Origin of the sequence: Pseudonocardia xishanensis (genome assembly GCF_039541715.1) — a bacterium.
Taxonomy (GTDB): domain Bacteria; phylum Actinomycetota; class Actinomycetes; order Mycobacteriales; family Pseudonocardiaceae; genus Pseudonocardia; species Pseudonocardia xishanensis.
Window position 1 is genome coordinate 174,353 of sequence record NZ_BAABGT010000032.1, and the last position, 20,494, is coordinate 194,846.

The window sequence follows — 20,494 nt, forward strand, 5'->3', positions numbered from 1 at the left end:
GGGCCCCCTTCCTCGGCAGATCGGGATCTACCGGACGAACGGGACCTCGTCACCGTTCTCCCGACGCGGTATCTTTCCTCATCAGTAACCTGTCAACGCCGGCCAGGAGGTCGTCATCGTGCGTGAGTACAGCGTCCCCGCCACCGTGACGGTCGGTGCGGAGGAGAACCTCCTCGACGCCGTGTACGCGCACGAGGTGGAGCACCCCGGGGAGACCCTGCTCAAGATCCAGTCCAGCCCCGGGCAGTGGGACCCGGTCACCGCGGCGGAGTTCGCCGCGCGCGTCACCGCCGTGGCCCGCGGGCTGATCGCCTCGGGCGTCGGGGCCGGCGACCGGGTGGCGCTGCTGTCCCGCACCCGGTTCGAGTGGACACTGCTGGACTACGCGATCCTCGCCGTCGGCGCGGTGACCGTGCCGATCTACGAGACGTCGTCGGCGTCGCAGATCGCGTGGATCCTGGAGGACTCCGGGGCGGTCGGCATCGTCGTCGAGACCGCGCACCACGCGAGCCTGGTGAAGACGGACGGGTTCGTGAAGGTGATCGACGAGGGCGCGGTGGACTCGCTCGTCGAGGCCGGGTCCGCGGTGGCCGTCGAGGAGGTGCACGCGCGCCGCGCGGCCGTCGGGGCGGACCACCTGGCCACGCTGATCTACACCTCCGGCACCACGGGGCGACCCAAGGGCTGCGAGCTGAGCCACCGCAACCTGCTCACCGAGATCGCGGCGACCCGCGAGGTGCTGCACCAGCTGCTGGCCGCGGACGGGTCCGTGCTGCTGTTCCTGCCGCTCGCGCACGTGTTCGGCAAGGTCATCCAGTGCGGCGCGATCGCCTCGCGCACGGTCATCGGGCACACGCCGGACACCAGGAACCTGCTCGCGGACCTCGGCACCTTCCAGCCGACGTTCCTGCTCGCCGCACCGCGCGTGTTCGAGAAGGTCTACAACGGCGCCCGGCAGAAGGCGCACGACGGCGGCAAGGGCGGGATCTTCGACGCCGCCGCCGACGTGGCGATCGCCTGGTCCCGGGCGCAGGACACCGGCGGCGCCTCGTTCGCGCTCAAGCTGAAGCACGCGGTGTTCGACAAGCTCGTCTACGGCAGGCTGCGCGAGGCCACCGGCGGTCACGTGGTGGCCGCGGTGTCCGGGTCGGCGCCGCTGGGCGAGCGGCTCGGGCACTTCTTCCGCGGGGTCGGCATCCCGATCCTCGAGGGCTACGGGCTCACCGAGACCACCGCGGGCGTCACCGTCAACGCGCTCGGCGCGCAGCGGGTGGGGTCGGTCGGGCGGCCGGTGCCCGGGCACGCCGTCCGGATCGCGGAGGACGGCGAGATCCTGCTCTCCGGCGGCATCGTGTTCCGCGGGTACTGGAACAACCCGGCGGCCACCGCGGAGGCGATCGAGGACGGCTGGTTCCACAGCGGGGACATCGGCGCCCTGGACGACGCCGGGTTCCTCACGATCACCGGCCGGAAGAAGGAGATCCTGGTGACCGCGGGCGGCAAGAACGTCGCCCCCGCGGTGCTGGAGGACCGGCTGCGGGCACACGCGCTCGTCGGGCAGTGCATGGTCGTCGGGGACGGGCAGCCGTTCATCGCGGCACTGATCACCATCGACCCCGAGGCACTGCCGGGCTGGCGGGAGCGCAACGGCAAGGCCGCGGGCGAGGACCCGTCCTCGGCGGCGGACCTGGTGGACGACCCCGAGCTGCGCGGCGAGATCGCCGCCGCGGTCGAGGAGGCCAACCAGGCGGTCTCCCGCGCCGAGCAGATCCGCAAGTTCCGCATCCTCCCGGTGGACTTCACCGAGGGCGGCGGCGAGCTCACCCCGACGCTGAAGATCAAGCGGAGCGTGGTCGCGGACCGCTACGCCAAGGAGATCCAGGCCCTCTACTCCCCCGCGACGGACAAGCAGCCCGCCTGATCCGACCCCACGCGGTGATCAACAGACCCGGACGCAGGTTTCCGAGCCTCGAACCCTGCGCCGGGGTCTGCTGCTCTCCACCGGGCCTGATCATCAGACCCTGGCGCAGCCCGTCAGCAGGTGCTGGAGGCGGTCGACCTGGGTCGGCCAGGTCCAGGCCTGCTCCATCCACACGCGTCCCGCCGCCCCCATCGCGCGGGCGCGGTCGGGATCGGCCAGCAGGTCGGCGAGGGCCGCGACCAACGCGTCCCGGTCCCGCCCGTCGACGACGTGCCCCGTCTCCCCCGGCCGCACCGTCTCCGGTGCCCCGCCGCTGTCCCCCGCGACCACCGGCACCCCGCACGCCTGGGCCTCCAGCAGGACGATCCCCAGCCCCTCGACGTCCAGCCCGCCGCCGCGCGTCCGGCACGGGAGGGCGAACGCGTCCCCGACGGCCTGATGGGCGGCCAGCTCGTCCGCGGGCACGGCACCGGTGAACACCACGGCCTCGTCCCCCCGGGCCAACCGGCGCAGCCGGTCCCGGTCGGGCCCGTCCCCCACGATCAGCAGCCGGGCCCCCGGGATCCGCTCGCGCAGCGGTCCGAGCGCGCCGATCAGCGCGTCCTGCCCCTTCCGCGCGACCAGCCGGGACAGGCAGGTGACGACGGGAGCCTCCCCCAGCCGGTAGCGCGCCCGCAGCTCCGCGCGGGCGGCCGGATCGGGCCGGAAGACCTCCGGGTCGATCGCAGGCGGCACGTGCTCGAGCGCGGCCCGCGGCCCGAACGCCGCCGCGAACCGACCCCGGGTGTACCGCGAGACCACGGTGACGGCGTCGGCGTCGTCCCCGATCCGGCGCAGCGCCCGCCGTCCGCCCGGCACCATCGACCAGCCGACCTCGTGCCCGTGGGTACTGGCCACGATCCGCTCGACGCCCACGCCCCGCAGGTACGGCCCCAGCAGCGCGAGCGGGGCGGCCGCGCCGAACCACACCGTCGTCGCCCCGTGCTCCTCGACGAGCTCGGCGGCGGTCCGCGCGACGCTCGGCACCGGCAGCATCAGAGAGGTCGGATGGCGGTGCACCGGATAGCCGAGTCCGGCGTCGAACTCCGCGGCGCCCTCCCACGCCGGGGCGTACACGGCGAGCTCCCCGGGCGGCAGCCGGTCCGCGAGCGCCCGCAGGTAGTTCTGGATGCCCCCGCGGCGGGGCGGGAAGTCGTTCGTGACGAGGAGGGTGCGGGCCACCGACCGACCGTAGCGACCCCCCGGTGAGCTGCGCGGACCGACCGCCATGATCCACGGGTCGGGCGCGGAGGGGTCGGCGGGCGACCGCGGCGCTCCCCGACCGCGGATCACCGGGCCGGGTCAGACCCGGCGCGCACCGGTGAAGACGCTGCGGTTGACCTTCTGGTACTTCACCACGTCGCCGCTCTGCGGGGCGTTGATCATCGTGCCGTTGCCCGCGTAGATGCCGACGTGGCTCACCGGGGAGTAGTAGAAGACCAGGTCGCCGGGCTGCAGCTCGTTCCACGAGACCGCGCGGCCGACCGTGGACTGTGCGCTGGACGAGCGCGGCAGCGTGATGCCGGCCTGCCGGAACGCCCAGGACGTCAGCCCCGAACAGTCGAAGGAGTTCGGCCCGCCCGCACCCCACGAGTAGGGCTTGCCCAGCTTGGTCGCCGCGGCGCGCAGGGCGTCCGCGCCGACCCCGGAACCCCAGGCGACGTCCGGGGCCTCCTCGTCCGGGCCGTTGTGCAGGGCGCGGTCGCGCGGGCTGAGCTGCCGGAGCAGGTCCTCGGCCTCGTCGATCCGGCGCTCGGCGTCCGCCTTGCGCCCGGCGATCTCGTCCGCCGCGCGGTGGGCGGCGTCCGCGGCCGTCTGCGCCTCCGCGGTGGCCTGGTCGGCGTCCGCCTGGGTGCGGACGGCCCGGTCCACCTTGCCCTGCAGGTCCCGCAGCGCGACGAGCCGGTCCGCCGACAGGGTCTCCAGCGCGGACATCTGGTCCAGGTAGTCCTGCGGCGACGGACTGGAGAGCAGGGCGTTGAACTGGTCCAGCCTGCCGTTGTCGAAGAACGCGAGGGTGACGTCCTCCAGCGACCGCCGGTAGGTCTCCTCGTCCGCCCGGGCGGCGTCGGCCTCCCTGCGCAGCGGCTCGACGGCCTCGTTCCGCCGGTCCGCCTCCTCCTGCCTGGCCGTGAACTCGTCCGTGGCGGCGTGCCACTGCTCGGTCAGCGCCTCGGCCTCGTGCTGCACCTCGCCCAGCCGCTGCCGCGCCTCGTCCGCGGTGCGAGGTGGTTCCGGGGTGGGCGCGGCCTCGGCCGGACCCGGTGTCACACCCTCGGGAGCGGCCGGGAGGGGATCGGTGGCTCCGGGCACGGGTCCGACACCGGTCGGGGGCTCGGGTGCGGGGGCCGAGCCGGGGGTCGGGATCGCGGGAAGCGGGATGCCGGGCAGCCGCGGGTCCGCGGACGCCACACCCGCACCGAACGGAAGGGCCAGGAGGAGGACGACAGCGATCGGGAACAGCCCGCGGAGACGGCGTCCGCCTCGACCGTGGCCTGTTCGACCGTGGCCCGTCAGCCCCTCGCGGGGACTCGGCCGACGGTCGCGGTCCGGTTCGGCACGGCGCCGCACACCACGCGGGAGGTCGTCGGCGGCACCGGATCGGTGCGGGCCATCCTTCGACGGGTCTCGGGGTCCCACGTCGCGCGACTCCCTCCTCGGCACCGCCGCGCCCGGACGGGGAGCTCCGGGCAGCGCTGCGGGGGAAGCGCACCGGCGGTGGCGTTCCCGCGCGACCACCCTGGGGAGACGGCCCTCGAACACGGGAACGCGCTGGAGGTTACGAGCGTGTGATTCACCCGTCCAGCGCACGCCCGACCGGGAGCGCTGCGAGCGGTCTCCCCCACACGCTGCGACGACGACGCCCGATTCGCCCCGTGAGGACTACCCAGCGTTGCGCTGTTCGGCCTCCGCACCCCCGGTCCCGGTGACGGGGCGGCCGTCCATGGGGACCACGCGCAACCGCGGCACCAGTCCCTGGTCCGCCAGGATGGCCAACGCGCGCCGCTCGGCTGCGTCGAGCTGTACCTGCGGCGCGCCGGACGGCGACGGCTCACCCGCCTTCGGCACCTCGGGGACGCCCAACAGGACCCCGATCACGCACTCCCCGCAGGCCGCCCCACGGACCTCGCAGCTGTCGCAGTCGACGATCATCGTGCCCTCCTCGCGTCCGGTGACCTGATCTGCGGCGCACGCTAGAGCCCACCACCGACAGTTTCCGATGCCATGCCCTGACCTGCGCGAACCCGCTCCCGGGCCCGTACCCGCCTCCCTGTGGGCACAGCAGTCGAGCTGCGCCGCGCTGTCGCCCGCCCCGCGACCGCGGACGACGGGCCCGACGTTCAGCCCCGCAGACGACCCAGCAGGACCGAGGACGGCACCGCGTGCGCGCCCTTGCGGCGGACCGACTCCGCGACCGCCCGGTCGGAGGAGGCCACCAGCAGCGGCCTGCCCTGGGGCTCGGCGGCGACCAGGTCGCGGATCACGTCGTCCGCGATGACGCCGGCATCGCTGAACAGCACCCGCACCCCCCGCGCGCCGCGGGTCTGGGCGGCGGTGACGGCCGCGCCGTCGAACACCACGGTGACCTCGACCCCGGTGCGGGCCGCCAGCGCCCCCAGCTGCCCCACGAGCCTGCTGCGCTGATCCGCCAGCGGCAGCTCCGGATAGCCGGTCTTGCTGACGTTGTAGCCGTCCACGATCAGGTGCGCCGCAGGCAGGGCCAGCATCGCGTCGAGCGTGCTCAGGTTGACCACGGGCTGACCGCGCGTGACGGTGGGCCCGGCCACCAGGTCGGCGGGCCGCGGCCCGCCCCCGCCCACCGACAGCTCGCGCCGCAGCCCGGACACGGCCCCGCCCAGGGTCTCCAGCAGCAGGGCGAGACGCACCTCGTCCCCCTGCCTGGCCTCCTTGGCCGCCTGCCGTGCGGAGGCGACCTCGGCCGCCGCCCGCTGGGCGCGGGCGCGCTCCTCGTCCGCGCGGGCACGCTCCCGGTCCCGCTCGGCGAGCGCGGCGGCGAGCCGCTCGTCCGCCCCGGCGCGCAGCCGCGCGACCTCGCTCTCCAGCTCGACCCGGCCGTCCCGCGCGAAGCGCAGCTCGGTGCCCTGCTCGGAGACCTTGCGCCGCAGCCGCACGAACTCCTGCTCGCGCTCGGCCGCGGCCTCCCGGGCCCGGTCGCGGGCCTCCGCGAGCTCGTTGCGCAGCCGCTCGACCTCGATGGTCAGCTTGTCCGCCCGGGCCAGGGCCTCGTCCCGCTCGGCGCGGGCCTCCGCGGCGTCCCCCCGGCGGGCGACGGCGGCGACCGCGGCCCGGGCGCCCGGCGCGCCGGTGATCACCGCGGCGGCGGCCGAGGCGATCGGCTCGTCCGGGCCCGCGGCCAGCTCGCCGGGCCGGTGCTCCTCCCACCACGCGACGACCGCGGTACGGAAGGCACCGTCTCGCCGGAGCTCGCGCACCAGGGCGGAGCCACCGAGCCGGGCGCGCTTGGCGGGGGTGAACCGGGCGAAGGGCCGCAACGACCCGGGGATCTCCGGGCCCGGCATGTTCCCGACGGCCGTGGCCGCGACCTCGGCGAGCCGGTGCCGGACCGGGTCGGGCAGCAGGCCCCAGTCGAGGTCGGCCGGGTCCGCGGGCTCCGGAGGCACGACGGAACCCTCGACGGGCTCGGCGTCCTCCGGGTACATCGGACAAGGTTATCCCCGATCGACGCGGCCAGCCACGAGTTGCCCGACCGCCGCGCGGACTCCACTCGACCGCGCCACCGGGGCCGGTCGGAGCGCGACACGCTCGAACGGGTGTGCGAGAACTGTCGGTGGGTCGAACTAGTGTTCGGCCCGTGACCGCTCCCCAGCTGTCGTTCGACGAGCTCGGCACCCCGCTGCGCGAGGTGACCTTCGTGGTGCTGGACCTCGAGACCACCGGCGGCTCCCACCAGCGGGACGGGATCACCGAGGTCGGCGCCGTCAAGGTGCGAGGCGGCGAGCGGCTCGGCGAGCTGGCCACGCTGGTCGACCCGGGGACCGGCATCCCGCCGAACATCGTGGCGCTCACCGGGATCACCACGGCGATGGTGCGGGCCGCGCCGCGGATGGAGGCGGCGCTGCCGTCCGTCCTGGAGTTCCTGTCCGGAGCCGTCCTGGTGGCGCACAACGCCCCGTTCGACGCCGGGTTCCTCCGCTCGGCCTGCGAGCGCTACGGCCTGCCCTGGCCCAAGCCCCCGGTTCTGTGCACGGCGCGCCTCGCCCGCGCGGCGTTGACCCGGGACGAGTGTCCGAGCGTCCGGCTCGGCGCCCTGGCCAGACACTTCGGCACCCGGACCCGACCCGATCACCGCGCGTTGTCGGATGCGCGGGCCACCGTCGAGGTCCTCCACCACCTCCTGGAGCGCATCGGGAACCTCGGGGTGCAGAGCCTCGAGGAGCTGCTCGCCCTCACCCGCGAGGCCTCGGCCCACCGCCCCACCCAGCGGCAACGGCAGCAGCGGCACCTGGCCGCGGCCGTGCCCTCGGCGCCCGGGGTCTACCTGTTCCGTGGGCCGCGGGAGGAGGTGTTGTACGTCGGGACCAGCGGGGACCTGCACAGGCGGGTCCGCAGCTACTTCACCGCGGGCGAGCGGCGGCGGCGGATCCGGGACATGGTGGCCCTCGCCGAGCGGGTGGACTCCGTGGTCTGCGCACACGCGTTGGAGGCCGGGGTGCGCGAGCTGCGGCTGCTCGCGGCGCACAAGCCGAAGTACAACCGGCGCTCGCGCAATCCCGGGCGGGTGTGGTGGGTCGCGCCCACGGAGGAGGCCTTCCCCCGGCTGTCCGTCGTCACCTCGCCGAAGGAGGGGGCACTGGGGCCGTTCACCTCCCACCGGGCGGCGGAGTCCGCCGTCCACACGCTGTTGGACGCCGTGCCCCTACGGCGCTGCACGCAGCGGATCCCGGCCCGCGCGCCGTCGGCCACGCCGTGCATGCTCCACGAGCTGGGGCGCTGCGGGGCGCCCTGTGCCGGACTGCAGAGCCGGGAGGAGTACGCCCCGGCCGTCACGCGGTGGCGGGACCTCGTCGCGGGGCGGCGGGACGCGGAGCTGGCCGCGCTGGTCGGCGAGGTGGAGGTCCTGGCGGACCAGGAGCGGTACGAGGAGGCGGCGGGCGACCGGGACCGGCTCGTCGCGTTGATCGGGGCGCTGACCAGGCGCCAGAGCCTCGCCGAGCTGGCCGCGCAGCCCGAGCTGGTGGGCGCTCGGCCGGACGGGCGCGGGGGCTGGGAGCTCGCTGTCGTCCGGTACGGGCAGCTGGCGGCGGCGGACGTGGCGCGCCGCGGTGTGCGCCCGATGCCGGTGGTGGAGGCGATGCGCACCGGTGCGCAGACGATCCTGCCCGGGCCCGGGCCGCTGCACGGGGCGCCGCCCGAGGAGGTCCGGCTGCTCTACCGCTGGCTGACCAGCGGGGGGACCCGGCTCGTGTACTGCGAGCCGTGGGCCGAGCCCGCGTACGGGGCGGCGCGCTGGGGCGGATGGGCCGCCCGCGCGCGGGAGGGGACGGAGGCGGGCCGGGCCGCGGTGCACGCACTAGGTTGAGCGGACTCGTCGAAGTGAAGGAGAGCCCGTGATCACCGCGATCGTCCTGGTGCACACCGACGCCGATCGGATCCCCGAGACCGCACAGGCCATCGCGGACCTGGACGGGGTCGCCGAGGTCTACTCCTGCGCGGGGGACGTGGACCTGATCGCGATCGTCAAGGTCGAGCAGCACGAGCAGCTCGCGGACGTCATCGCCGGGCACGTGTCGAAGGTCGAGGGTGTGCAGCACACGGACACCCACATCGCCTTCCGCTCCTACTCCAGCGCGGACACCGACGCCGCCTTCGCCGTCGGCGGCTGACCGCGCCGGACGGCGCCCCCTCGGCGAGGGAGCGCCGTCCGTCCTCGTCGTGCGGAGCGGTCGGCCCCGTCGTGATCAGCCGACGGCCGCCGTCCGAGCGCCCGCGGGCTTCGCGGCCGTCGAGCCGGAACCGCTCGTGCCGTCCTCGGTCGCCGCGGCGGACGTGGGATCGGTCGCCGGGGAGTCCCCGGTCGGGGCGGTGCCGCTCGAGGCGGTCGACCCGGGCGGCGCGCCGGTCGTCGTTCCGGCCGGGCTGCCGGGAGCCGGGGTCGAACCCGACGGGGAGTCGGTGGTCGTGGCGGCCGGGGAGCCGGCGGTCGGGGTGCCGCCCGTCGGTGCCGCGGTCGTGGGGCCGGTGTCGCTCGGGGCGGGCGGGGTGGCACCCGTCGCCGCCGCGGCGCCGCCGGTCGACGCGCCGCCGGGCCCGGCCGTGGCCGCACCCGCACCGGCGTTCGCGCCGGGCTGGGGGTCCTTCGGGTCCAGGGTGTACATCCGGACCCAGTCGACCTCGTAGTTCGCCTCGCGCATGCCGCCGCCGTAGAAGTTGTCGAACTGGATCGTCAGGTGGCCCGACGGCATGTCCTGGATGTTCTTGCGCCCGCCCGGCCCGGCGCCGTTGGAGAGCGTGTACCACTCCTTGCCGTCGACGTAGCCGCGCACGTGGTCGGGGGTCCACTCGAACGCGATGGTGTGCCACTCGGACAGCGGCGCGCCGCAGTCCTTCTCCTCCTGGAACTCCTGCTGCACCGGCATGTTCGGATGCGGGTAGTGGATGAACGCGTTGGCGCACTCCTCCCCGGGGGCCTGGTTCTCCAGGAAGTCGTACTCGCCGTCCTGCGGCCAGCTGCCCGACTGCGGCCAGACGATGAGCAGTGGGTGGTACTCGTTGCCGCTGTCGCCGGTGTTGAACGAGCGGACCCTCGCCTCCCAGCGGCCGTACTGCTGGTCCAGCTTCGAGGCGAGCCAGCCGGTGTCGCCGTTCGCGCTCCCCTTCTGGATCAGCTTCTCCCCGTCGACGGTGCTGTTGGCCCCGCAGCGCTGTCCGTTGCCGTCGTGGCCCTTCCAGCAGCCGTCGATGGTCTCCCACTTCTCGGCGTTCGGGGTGCCGACGTAGTCGAACTCGTCCGACTGCGGCAACGGGGTGCCCCACCCGTAGCGCTCGGCTGCGGTGGCCACGCCGGCACCGGCCTGCGCCGTGGTGTCCCCGGCCTGCGCACCGGCGCCTCCCCCACCCGCGGTCGCGGAGGGATTCCCCCCGGGCGCCGCGGCGCCTGCCGCGGGCTTCGCGGCGGCGCCGTCGGCGGAGGAGCCACCGCCCGGAGCCGACTCACCCGTCTTCGCGTCACCGGCCGCGGGCTCCGCGGCCTCGTCCGTCCCGGACGCCGTGTCGCTGCCGGAGGTCGTGTCGCTGCCGGAGGTCGTGTCCGGACCCGAGGCCGTGTCGGAACCGGACGGATCGGCCTGCGCCGCGGCCGTCGGGATGTCCCCCAGCGACGGCGCCCCCGTCGCCTCGGCGGCGAGCAGGCCCGTCGCCGGGGCGTTCACGGTGCCCGCCGGGGTGGCGGTCAGGTTCGCGGCCAGGGCGACCCCGGGCCCGAGCAGGGCCAGGACGCCCACCGCCGCGAGGACGGTGAGGTGCTTGCGGGCTCGAAGCCTCATGGGTCAGTCGCCTTTCCGTGCACCACCCGCCGCCCCGGATGGGCGACGAGACCGCCTCGACCGCGACCCTCCGCGAGCGGAGCGCCACGGGCCGGTGGGCCGCGTGGTGTCAGTGGGGTAGGTGGTGCTGACGTGAATAGTGGTGCGTTTCGCAGCGGTCCGTCACCGGTTACGGCCCGAAGCCGCCCGATCGCGTGATGCGACCACCAGTCGGGCGTCACCCTGTGCAGCGACCCGGTCGGCGGCGCCGAGCACGTGTCACCACTCGTCCGAGCAGGCGTTCTCACGAGCCGTCACGACGACTGTGACGCGGCGTCACGACCCCGTCCGTGAGGGCCCCACGACGACGAAGGACCCGCCGCACACCGTGCGACGGGCCCTTCGGAGGAGCGTGCGGTCAGCCCTTGAGGCGCGTGGACACCTCGGCCCACCGCGCCAGCACCCGCTCCGCGGCGCCCGAGTCGATCGCCTCCGCCGCCCGTGAGAGGCAGGCCCGCAGCGCCGCCTCCAGGTCCGTGACCGGACCGTCGAAGGCCGCCAGTGCCCCCGCGGCGTTGAGCAGCACTGCATCCCGCACCGGACCGGCCTTGCCCGCGACGAGGTCACGGGCCACCTGGGCGTTCACCCCGGCGTCCCCGCCGCGCAGGTCCTCCCGGGTGGCGGGCTGGAGTCCCAGCACGGTCGGGTCGAGGGACGAGCGCGCGACCGCTCCCCCACCCGCGACCCAGACGGTGCTGGTGGTGGTCGTGGTCAGCTCGTCCAGCCCGTCGTCGCCCCGCACGACCAGCGCCGACGCCCCGCGCCCCGCCAGCACCTCGGCGATCACCGGAGCCAGCCGGGCGTCCGCGCAGCCCACCAGGCCCGCGGCGGGCTGGGCCGGGTTGGTCAGCGGGCCGAGGATGTTCATCGCGGTGGGCACGCCGAGCTCGCTGCGCACCGGGCCCGTGTAGCGCATCGCGGGATGGAAGACGGGCGCGAAGCAGAACGCGATCCCGGCCTCCGCGACGCAGGAGACGACGGAGGCGGGCGGCAGGTCGATCGCCACCCCGAGCGCCTCGAGCACGTCCGCCGCGCCCGACGCCGACGATGCCGCCCGGTTCCCGTGCTTCACCACCGGCACCCCGGCGGCGGCCACGACGACCGCGGCCATCGTGGAGATGTTGACCGTGTTCGCCTGGTCCCCGCCGGTCCCGACGACGTCCACGGAGCGGTCCGCCACCTCGATGCGGTTGGCGTGCGCCAGCATCGCCGCGGCGAGCCCGGTGATCTCCGCCGCCGTCTCCCCCTTCGCCCGCAGCGCGACGAGGAAGCCCGCCAGCCGGGCCGGGGTCACGCTGCCGGAGAGCACCTGGTCCATCACCCAGGCGGTGTCGTCCGCGGTGAGGTCCCGCCCGCCGATCAGCTGACCGAGCAGCGCGGGCCAGGTCTGGCCCGCCGTCACTGGACGGCGGGCGCCGGCAGGCCGCGCAGCACGTCCGCGACGGTCTCCGCGGCCGTCAGCGGGTCCAGCGGGTGCACGAGCACGGCGTCCGCGCGCGACCACGTGGCCAGCCACCGGTCGTCCGCGCGCCGCACCGCGACGACGATCGGCGGGCAGTCCGTGATCTCGTCCTTGAGCTGGCGGCACAGTCCGAGGCCGCCGGTCGGCTGGGCCTCGCCGTCCAGGATCGCGAGGTCCACCTCACCGGCGTCGCACGCGGCGAGGACCTCGGCGATCCCCCCGACCTCGAGGTAGCGGACCCGGCCGACGTCCGGTGCCGGGCGGCGCCCGATCGCGCTGACCAGACCCTCCCTGACCTCGGGACGATGGCTGAAGACGAGCACGGTCCTGGGCGTGGGGCTGGTCACGCGGAGCATCCTAGCCACCGGAACCCCGTCAGCCCGTCAGGCGTTCTCGAAGAACAAGACCGGGTCTGACGACACGTTGTAGAAGTTGTGGGTCATAATGCCCGGGTGACGACAGCGGCTCCCAACATCAGCGCGCGGATCCACTCGCTGAACCGACCGAACCTGGTCAGCATCGGCACCATCGTCTGGCTGTCCAGCGAGCTGATGTTCTTCGCCGGTCTGTTCGCGATCTACTTCACCGCGCGCGCCCAGAACGTCGGCGAGTGGCCCCCGCCGCCGACCCATCTCGACGTCCCCTACGCCCTGGTGGTGACGATCGTCCTCGTGGCGTCGTCGTTCACGTGCCAGTTCGGCGTGTTCGCAGCGGAGCGCGGCGACGTGTTCGGCCTGCGGCGCTGGTACCTGCTGACGCTGCTCATGGGCACGTTCTTCGTGCTCGGGCAGATCAACGAGTACCACACGCTGGTCACCGAGCACGAGACGACGATCTCGTCGAGCGCCTACGGCACCGTCTTCTACCTGGCGACCGGCTTCCACGGCCTGCACGTCACGGGCGGGCTGGTCGCGTTCATCTACCTGCTCATCCGCACGAAGCTCAGCAAGTTCACCCCGGCCCAGGCCACCGCGGCGATCGTCGTGTCGTACTACTGGCACTTCGTCGACGTGGTGTGGATCGGCCTGTTCGCCGTCATCTACTTCATCCGGTAGCGGGCGAGAAGCACTCCGTTGTCCCCGAACCGACAGCACGACCACCGTGAGGGTGAGACGCCGACGATGACCACCGAATCCACCACACGGCCCCCGCGCAGGCGGTGGGGCCACGGCAAGCTCAAGCGGCGCTTCGCCGCGGCCACGGCCCTCGGCGCCGCACTCGTCCTCACCGGCGGAATGGCCTACGCGTTCAGCGAGACGACCGGGACCGTGAACGAGGCCCAGGCGCAGCCGGACACCGCGCTGATCGCCAAGGGCGAGCAGCTCTACAACCAGGCCTGCATCACCTGCCACGGGTCGAACCTGCAGGGTGTGCAGGACCGCGGCGTCAGCCTCATCGGCGTCGGGGACGCGGCCGTCTACTTCCAGGTCTCCTCGGGCCGCATGCCGCTGGCCCGCCAGGAGGCGCAGGCCATGCGCAAGCCCCCGCTGCCCCAGTTCGACCCGGACACCGAGGAGGGTCGGGCCAACCTGGACGCGCTCGGCGCCTTCGTCCAGGCCAACGGCGGCGGCCCGGAGACCCCGGCGCAGACCGGGGCGGCCCTGCGCGGCGCCGACCCGGCCCGCGGCGGGCAGCTCTTCCGGCTGAACTGCGCGAGCTGCCACAACTTCACCGGTGTCGGTGGCGCCCTCTCGTCCGGCAAGTACGCGCCGAGCCTCGAGGCCCCCACCGAGGAGCAGATCTACACGGCGATGCTCACCGGCCCGCAGAACATGCCGAAGTTCGGCGACCGGCAGCTCACGCCGGAGGAGAAGCGGGACATCATCGCCTACGTCAAGTCGGTCACCGACGGCAACAACCAGGTGGGTGGCAACCCGCTCGGGGGCCTCGGCCCGACGACCGAGGGCGTCGTCATCTTCATCGTCGGCCTCACGTCGATCATCGGATTCGCCATGTGGTTGGGAGCGAAGAATTGAGCGCCACGGGCACGGGGCGGCCCACCCCCGAAGAGCTTGAGCGGATGTCGCCCGAGGAGCTCGAGCGGCTCGCGAGCAGCCTCGACGACGTCGAGGTGGTGCACAACGCTCCGAAGTGGCCGATCAAGGGCACGCGCGCGGAGAAGCGGGCCGAGCGGTCCGTCGCGACCTGGTTCGTGCTCTCCGCGCTCGCCGCGCTGGGCTTCATCGTCGCGTTCATCGCCTGGCCGCACGAGTACGTCGCGCCGGGTCAGCCGGGGTACGACTGGTACCACTTCTACACGCCGGTCGTCGGGTTCCTGTTCGGCTTCGCGGTGCTCGCGCTGGGCATCGGGGTCATCTCCTACGTGCGGAAGTTCTTCCCCGAGGAGGTCTCGGTCCAGCAGCGCCACGACGGCCGCTCGGACGAGGTCGACCGCAAGACGATCATGGTCCAGCTCGCGTCGGCGGGGCGGACCACCGACATCGCGCGCCGCAAGATGATCACTCGCTCGGCGGGTGCCGCCGCGGGCATCTTCGGCATCGGGCTCGGCATCGCGGCCCTCGGACCGCTGATCCGCAACCCGTGGAAGGGCGGCGACGACGCCGCGCTCTGGCACACCCCCTGGCGGCCGGAGAACGGCGAGACCGTCTACCTGCGCAGGGACACCGGCATCCTGGACGAGATCTCCCGGGTCCGCCCGGAGGACATGGAGCCCGGCTCCATGGAGACCGTGTTCCCGTTCCGGGAGAGCGACCGCGGCGACGAGGAGGCCCTGCTGCGCGCGCTGCGGGCCTCGGACGCCCCGGTCATGCTGATCCGGCTCCGGCCGGACACCCCCACCGTGAAGCGGCAGGGGCAGGAGAACTTCCACTACGGCGACTTCTACGCCTTCTCGAAGGTGTGCAGCCACCTGGGCTGCCCGACGTCGCTCTACCAGGCACAGGACAACAGGATCCTGTGCCCGTGCCACCAGTCGCAGTTCCTCGCGACCGAGTACGCACGTCCCGTCTTCGGTCCCGCGACGCGCGCACTTCCCCAGTTGCCCATTACCGTGGACAGTGAGGGCTACTTCGTGGCACGGAGCGACTTCATCGAGGCTGTCGGACCGGCATTCTGGGAGCGGAGGCCATGAGCGCCATCACCACACCCACGACGTCATCGGCGAGCAGGGCTGCGGCCGCGCTCGACGAGGCGGACGAGCGGTTCCACCCGGCCGCGGGGCTGCGCAAGCAGTTCAACAAGGTCTTCCCGACCCACTGGTCGTTCATGCTCGGCGAGGTCGCCCTCTACAGCTTCATCGTGCTGCTCCTCTCGGGCACGTACCTGGCGCTGTTCTTCGACCCGTCCATGACCGAGGTCGTGTACAACGGCCCGTTCGACAACATGCGCGGCATCCACATGTCCCGGGCCTTCGAGAGCGCGCTCGAGATCTCCCTGGAGGTCCGCGGCGGGCTGTTCGTGCGCCAGATCCACCACTGGGCCGCGCTGCTGTTCGTGGCCTCGATGGTCGCGCACATGTTCCGGGTCTACTTCACCGGCGCGTTCCGCAAGCCGCGTGAGACCAACTGGGTCATCGGCCTGGTGCTGATCCTGCTGGGCATGCTCGAGGGCTTCACCGGCTACTCGCTGCCGGACGACCTGCTCTCCGGTGTCGGCCTGCGCATCGCCTCGGGCTTCATCATGTCGATCCCGGTGATCGGCACCTGGGCACACTGGCTGCTCTTCGGCGGTGAGTTCCCGGGCACCGAGATCATCCCGCGGCTCTACATCGTCCACGTGCTGATCTTCCCGGGCATCCTGCTCGCGCTGATCGGCGTGCACCTGGGCCTGGTCTGGTACCAGAAGCACACCCAGTTCCCCGGACCGGGCCGCAAGGAGACCAACGTCGTCGGCGTCCGGATCCTCCCGGCGTTCGCGGCGAAGGGCGGCGCGTTCTTCGCCGTCGTCACCGGCGTTATCGGGATCATGGCGGGCGTCTTCCAGATCAACCCGATCTGGAACCTCGGCCCCTACGACCCCGCGCACATCTCGGCGGGCTCGCAGCCGGACTGGTACATGCTCTTCTCCGAGGGCATGGCGCGCATCTTCCCGCCGTGGGAGATCTACCTCTTCGGCACCTACACGATCCCGGCGGCGTTCTGGGCCACGGTGGCGTTCCTCCCGGTGCTGTTCGTGGTGGCGGGCTTCTACCCCGCCGTCGAGCGGCGGATGACGGGCGACACCGCGATCCACAACCTGCTGCAGCGTCCGCGGGACGTCCCGGTCCGCACCGCGCTCGGCGCCATGGGCATCTCGTTCTACGTGTGGCTGGTGCTCTGCGGCGTCAACGACTGGATCGCCTACTTCTTCCACATCTCGCTGAACGCGACGACGTGGGCGGGCCGCATCGGCCTGCTGGTGGTCCCGCCGATCGCCTACTGGGTGACCTACCGGCTGTGCATCGGGCTGCAGCGCGCCGACCGCGCGGTGCTGGAGCACGGCATCGAGACCGGCATCATCCGCAGGCTGCCGCACGGCGAGTTCATCGAGGTGCACCAGCCGCTGGCCGGTGTCGACTCGCACGGCCACGCCATCCCGCTGGACTACCAGGGCGCCCCGGTGCCCAAGCGGATGAACCAGCTGGGCTCGGCGGGCGAGCCCGTCGCGGGGTCGCTGCTCTCCCCGGACCCGGTCGACGAGACCGTGGCCCTGGAGCGGGCACGCGCCGAGAACCACCACCGCGAGCTCGAGGAGTCGGACGCCCGCTCCCAGCAGCTCGAGCTGGCCGGTCGCCCCGAGGCGGGTCGACCGAAGGACCAGACCGACTGATCCCGCGCTCCACGACAGGGCCCCGCCGGATTCGTTCGGCGGGGCCCTGTTCTCTTCTCGACCAGGACCGGGTGTCGCGTGGATCACGCCCGTGCTAGTGTCCTCGACGTGCGAATCGCAGCGATCCTCGTCGCCGCGCGTCTCGGGCTCGTAGTAGCCCGGCGCGCCGGCTGAACCAGGCCGCCGTCGCGCCCGCGGGACTCTCGCCCCGCCTTCTGAGAAGTCGAGAACCCTGCCGAGACCTGGCTCGCGTTCCCGCACGTCACGAACGCACCCCGGAGCACTCCCATGAGCATCACGATCGACCGCCCCACCACCGCCTCCCGCATCCTGCGCCGGCACACGATCATCACCACGCAGGGGATGGACGGCGTCCTGGCGGTCACCGCCGAGCTGCGCGCCTGCGCCACCCTGGTCAAGGAGATGGCGGTGGACGTCCGCGAGGGCGTCGGGTGCAGCGCGCTGACCTGCAGCGTCAGCATGACCGCGGAGGAGGCGGCGGACTTCGCCGCGCACCTTCGCACCCTGCCCGCCGTCGAGTCCGTCGACCCCTACTGATCGGTCGAGACCGAGGTCATCTCGACGGGGTGCGGCTGCGGCCTCGGGCCGCGGCCAGCATCTCGGCCAGCTCGGCGACCTTGACCCGCTCCGCGTCGCCCCGCGCGGCGCCGAGCCGGACCTCCTCGGCGTCCAGGCGCTCCCAGTCCGTCCAGGTGACGGGCTCGATTCCGTAGGCCTCCAGCACCTCGACCACGGACTCCGGCTCGGGATGCAGCGGGTCCGGCAGGGTGTGCAGGTCGTCCAGCAGGGCGGCGACGGTCTCGACGGCGTCTCCCTTGTTGGTCCCGATCACCCCGGTCGGCCCGCGCTTGATCCAACCGGTGACGTACGAGCCGGGCGCGACGCGACCGCCCTCGTTCGGCACGATCCCCGCGGCCTCGTCGTACGGCAGTCCGGGGATCGGCTCCCCGGCGTACCCGATCGCCCGCACCACGAGCCCGGCGTCCAGAATCTCCTCCGGTCCGCCGCCGGTGCGTTCGACGACCATCCCCGCGACCCTCCCACCCTCGGAGAGCAGCCGGACCGGGGTGCGGTGGAAGTGCAGGTGGATGCGCCGCGGCGCGGGCTCGCCGGGATCGGCCGCCCACTGCGTGAGCATGGCGATGTTCTGCTTCTGCCTGCGCTCCTCCGGTTCGGGGACGCCCGCGGCGAGCACGCCGTCGTCGTGCACCAGGACCTGCACCCCCGCCAGGTCGCCGATCTGGCGCAGCTCGGCGGGGGTGAACTTGACGTGCTCGGGACCGCGCCGGACGACGACGTGCACGTCCGTGACCCCGCTGCCCCGCAGCGCCTCCAGCACGCGGTCGGGGACGTCCGTGGCGGCCATCTCGACGTGCCCGCGGGCCAGCACCCGCGCGACGTCGAGCGCCACGTTCCCGGCCCCCACCACGACCACACCGGGGTGGTCCAGCGCGGGGTCCAGGTCGACGAAGTCCGGGTGTCCGCAGTACCAGCTGACGAACGCCCCGGAGCCGTGGCTGCCGGGCAGCTCCTCGCCGGGGATGCCCAGGCCGCGGTCCACCGAGCTGCCGGAGGCGTGCACGATCGCGTGGTAGTGCTCACGCAGCACGTCCAGCGGCACGCCCCCCTCGCCGACCCGGACGTTGCCCAGGAACCGGACCCGGGAGCCGTCGGCGAAGGGCTTCCGGAGCACCCGGATCACCGACTTCATCTTCACGTGGTCGGGGGCCACGCCGTAGCGGACCAGGCCGTACGGGGCGGGCAGCCGGTCCAGGACGTCGACGTCCACGGGGACGTCGGAGGTCGCCAGCGCGGCGGCGGCGTAGAGGCCGGACGGACCGGCACCGATGACCGCGACTCGGGGGTGGGCGGGCATGTGGGCGTCACTGCTCCTCGTACCCGGGATCGGCAGGGGTCCCGGATCGCGTGTGGTGGGCGCGTCCTCCGCAGTATCCCCCGAGATCACCCCGCGCGGGAGATCACCGCCGTCGACGTTCGCACGACCGCGCCCGTCCGCCCGTCCGGCAGCACGAGCTCGGTACGGTGCGACACGAACCGGCGCCCGGTCCGCTCGGCGGTGGACCGGCAGGTCAGGACCCCCTCGAGCGGCAGCGGGCGCAGGTACTCGACGACCGTGTCCAGTGCCTGCCGGCGATCCGGGCCGCGGGCGCGGAGTGCACCGCGATGCCGATCGCGGTGTCGGTCGCGACGCCCACCAGCACCGGGTACGACGCCCGCGAGCCGAGCGGGACCTCCAGCGTCAGCCGACCGCGTCCCAGCCGTACCGCCCGCAGCGCGACGCCGCCCTCCACCGGCGAGGCGGAGAACCGGCGGTTGGTCTGGGCCACCTCCGGGACGACGTCCTCGACCGGCTGGTCTCCCACGGGGAGTGCATCCATCCGGACATCGTCCGTGCTGAGCGTCCGTTCAGGAAAGTCCTCCGCGGCGTCCTCACACCACCGCGTTCTGGAAGGAGCGCCGGTAGTCGGCGGGAGCCACCCCCACGACCTGCCGGAAGTGGTGTCGGAGCAGGGTCGCCGAGCCGAACCCGCTGCGGGTGGCGACGGCGTCGACGGAGAGGTCGGTGTCCTCCAGCAGCCGCCGCGCGTGCAGGACCCGCTGCCGGGTGAGCCAGCGCAGCGGGCTGGTGCCGGTCTCGGCGGCGAACCGGCGGGCGAAGGTGCGCTCGGACATCGACGCGCGCCGCGCCAGGTCCGCGACGGTGTGCTCCTCGTGCAGGTGGCCGAGCAGCCAGTCCAGGATCGGCCCCAGGGAGTCCGCCGAGCACTCCGGCACCGGCCGCTCGATGAACTGGCGCTGCCCGCCCTCGCGCTGTGGCGGCACGACCATCCGGCGGGCGATCCCGTTGACCACCGCACTGCCCAGCTCGCGGCGGACCAGGTGCAGGCAGGCGTCGATACCCGCGGCGGTGCCCGCGCTGGTGATCAGGTTGCCGTCGTCCACGTAGAGCACGTCCTGGTCGACCTCGACGTCCGGGTAGGAGGCGCGCAGCTCGTCCGCGCTGTGCCAGTGGGTCGCCACCTTGCGCCCGCTCAGCAGCCCCGCCGCGGCCAGCACGAACACCCCGGAGCAGACGCTGAGCATCGTGGCGCCCGCGGCCTCGGCGTCCCGCAGCGCCTGCAGGGCGCCCTCCGGGTACTCGCGCAGCCGGGTGGCCGGGACGGCGACGAGGTCCGCGCCCGCCAGCCCGTCCAACCCGTGGTGGGGCACGATGTCCACCCCGCCGCTGGTGGTGACGGCCTTGCCCGCCTCCAGCCCGCAGACCCGGAAGTCGAGGACCGGGAGCCCGTCGTCGGAACGGTCGAGGCCGAAGACCTCGCACAGCACGCCGAACTCGAACACGGCCAGCTCGTCCAGCACGAGCACGGCGACACTCCGCAGCATGGCCGCCAGCGTACTGGCAGCATCTTTACGGGGGCTGTCTTCCATGCCACTTCTGGCGGGAACTGGACTACAGCACACTTCCTGCCATGACTTCTTCGATCCTCACCCTCGTCGCCGTCGTCGCGCTCGTCGCCTGGATCCTGGCGTGGACGCCGGTCCGCACCCGACGCGGCGGGCTGCACCCCGTCCGGGTCGGCAACGCCGTGCCGTTCCACCGCATCCCGCCCGAGGACGCCGACCACGCCCGCCTCCTGGCGGACCTGCGCGCCCTGCCCGACTCCCCCGCCGACGTGGAGACCCGGCTGCGGATCTAGA

General features: G+C 73.5%; 19 protein-coding genes. 9 read left to right on the forward strand and 10 right to left on the reverse strand.

The features are described 5' to 3' along the window. The first annotated feature begins 118 nt into the window (after positions 1-118). The gene (locus ABD993_RS13815; protein WP_345417022.1) at positions 119-1,921 is read left to right on the forward strand and encodes an AMP-dependent synthetase/ligase; all 1,803 of its coding nucleotides are present in this window, start codon (positions 119-121) and stop codon (positions 1,919-1,921) included. 93 nt (positions 1,922-2,014) lie between these two features. On the opposite strand, the gene ABD993_RS13820 is transcribed toward ABD993_RS13815, so the two are convergent. The 4 genes from ABD993_RS13820 to ABD993_RS13835 form a co-directional block, all read right to left on the reverse strand. Continuing rightward, entirely contained in the window at positions 2,015-3,142 is a 1,128-nt protein-coding gene (locus tag ABD993_RS13820) for a glycosyltransferase family 4 protein (protein ID WP_345417025.1), read from the reverse strand. A gap of 120 nt (positions 3,143-3,262) precedes the next feature. Continuing rightward, the gene (locus ABD993_RS13825) at positions 3,263-4,372 is read right to left on the reverse strand and encodes an NlpC/P60 family protein (RefSeq protein ID WP_345417028.1); all 1,110 of its coding nucleotides are present in this window, start codon (positions 4,370-4,372) and stop codon (positions 3,263-3,265) included. A 471-nt stretch (positions 4,373-4,843) separates the two neighbouring features. Next, the gene (locus ABD993_RS13830; protein ID WP_345417031.1) at positions 4,844-5,113 is read right to left on the reverse strand and encodes a hypothetical protein; all 270 of its coding nucleotides are present in this window, start codon (positions 5,111-5,113) and stop codon (positions 4,844-4,846) included. Positions 5,114-5,301: 188 nt separating this feature from the next. Further along, positions 5,302-6,642, reverse strand: coding sequence for an NYN domain-containing protein (locus ABD993_RS13835; protein WP_345417034.1), 1,341 nt, complete (start codon positions 6,640-6,642; stop codon positions 5,302-5,304). A gap of 152 nt (positions 6,643-6,794) precedes the next feature. Between ABD993_RS13835 and ABD993_RS13840 the strand changes: the two genes are divergently transcribed. Next, positions 6,795-8,522 (forward strand): DEDD exonuclease domain-containing protein, encoded by a 1,728-nt coding sequence (locus ABD993_RS13840; protein WP_345417037.1) that lies wholly within the window; start codon positions 6,795-6,797, stop codon positions 8,520-8,522. 28 nt (positions 8,523-8,550) lie between these two features. Beyond that, positions 8,551-8,826: an Lrp/AsnC family transcriptional regulator gene (locus ABD993_RS13845; protein WP_345417040.1), complete on the forward strand. Its 276-nt coding sequence runs from the start codon at positions 8,551-8,553 to the stop codon at positions 8,824-8,826. A 75-nt stretch (positions 8,827-8,901) separates the two neighbouring features. On the opposite strand, the gene ABD993_RS13850 is transcribed toward ABD993_RS13845, so the two are convergent. From ABD993_RS13850 to ABD993_RS13860, 3 genes are all read right to left on the reverse strand, one after another. Next, a complete protein-coding gene (locus ABD993_RS13850; RefSeq protein WP_345417043.1) occupies positions 8,902-10,485 on the reverse strand; it encodes a glycoside hydrolase family 16 protein in 1,584 nt (527 codons plus the stop codon). Between the two features lie 397 nt (positions 10,486-10,882). Next, complete coding sequence (gene trpD / locus ABD993_RS13855) at positions 10,883-11,926, reverse strand: anthranilate phosphoribosyltransferase (protein ID WP_345417045.1); 1,044 nt, start codon at positions 11,924-11,926, stop codon at positions 10,883-10,885. Next, positions 11,923-12,342, reverse strand: a complete 420-nt coding sequence (locus tag ABD993_RS13860) for a response regulator (RefSeq protein WP_345417047.1) — start codon at positions 12,340-12,342, stop codon at positions 11,923-11,925. The genes trpD and ABD993_RS13860 overlap by 4 nt, the downstream gene beginning before the upstream one ends. A gap of 96 nt (positions 12,343-12,438) precedes the next feature. Between ABD993_RS13860 and ctaE the strand changes: the two genes are divergently transcribed. The 5 genes from ctaE (at position 12,439) to ABD993_RS13885 (ending at position 17,311) form a co-directional block, all read left to right on the forward strand. Continuing rightward, positions 12,439-13,041, forward strand: a complete 603-nt coding sequence (gene ctaE, locus ABD993_RS13865) for an aa3-type cytochrome oxidase subunit III (protein ID WP_345417050.1) — start codon at positions 12,439-12,441, stop codon at positions 13,039-13,041. Between the two features lie 66 nt (positions 13,042-13,107). Further along, complete coding sequence (gene qcrC / locus ABD993_RS13870) at positions 13,108-13,962, forward strand: cytochrome bc1 complex diheme cytochrome c subunit (protein ID WP_345417052.1); 855 nt, start codon at positions 13,108-13,110, stop codon at positions 13,960-13,962. Continuing rightward, positions 13,959-15,077 carry a cytochrome bc1 complex Rieske iron-sulfur subunit gene (qcrA, locus tag ABD993_RS13875; RefSeq protein WP_345417055.1) on the forward strand — a complete coding sequence of 373 codons (1,119 nt, stop codon included), beginning with the start codon at positions 13,959-13,961 and terminating at the stop codon, positions 15,075-15,077. The genes qcrC and qcrA overlap by 4 nt, the downstream gene beginning before the upstream one ends. After that, positions 15,074-16,753, forward strand: a complete 1,680-nt coding sequence (qcrB, locus tag ABD993_RS13880) for a cytochrome bc1 complex cytochrome b subunit (protein WP_345417058.1) — start codon at positions 15,074-15,076, stop codon at positions 16,751-16,753. Before qcrA ends, qcrB begins: the two co-directional genes overlap by 4 nt. A 288-nt stretch (positions 16,754-17,041) precedes the next feature. Further along, complete coding sequence (locus ABD993_RS13885; RefSeq protein ID WP_345417061.1) at positions 17,042-17,311, forward strand: hypothetical protein; 270 nt, start codon at positions 17,042-17,044, stop codon at positions 17,309-17,311. Positions 17,312-17,327: 16 nt separating this feature from the next. Here the strand turns inward: ABD993_RS13885 and ABD993_RS13890 are convergent, their stop codons facing one another. From ABD993_RS13890 to ABD993_RS13900, 3 genes are all read right to left on the reverse strand, one after another. Further along, on the reverse strand, positions 17,328-18,650 hold the full coding sequence (locus ABD993_RS13890; protein ID WP_345417064.1) for an FAD-dependent oxidoreductase: 1,323 nt from the start codon (positions 18,648-18,650) through the stop codon (positions 17,328-17,330). A gap of 214 nt (positions 18,651-18,864) precedes the next feature. Continuing rightward, positions 18,865-19,173 (reverse strand): hypothetical protein, encoded by a 309-nt coding sequence (locus tag ABD993_RS13895; RefSeq protein WP_345417066.1) that lies wholly within the window; start codon positions 19,171-19,173, stop codon positions 18,865-18,867. A gap of 52 nt (positions 19,174-19,225) precedes the next feature. Continuing rightward, positions 19,226-20,179, reverse strand: coding sequence for a helix-turn-helix domain-containing protein (locus tag ABD993_RS13900; RefSeq protein ID WP_345417069.1), 954 nt, complete (start codon positions 20,177-20,179; stop codon positions 19,226-19,228). 86 nt (positions 20,180-20,265) lie between these two features. Between ABD993_RS13900 and ABD993_RS13905 the strand changes: the two genes are divergently transcribed. Then, complete coding sequence (locus ABD993_RS13905; protein WP_345417072.1) at positions 20,266-20,493, forward strand: hypothetical protein; 228 nt, start codon at positions 20,266-20,268, stop codon at positions 20,491-20,493. Position 20,494 lies beyond the last annotated feature (1 nt).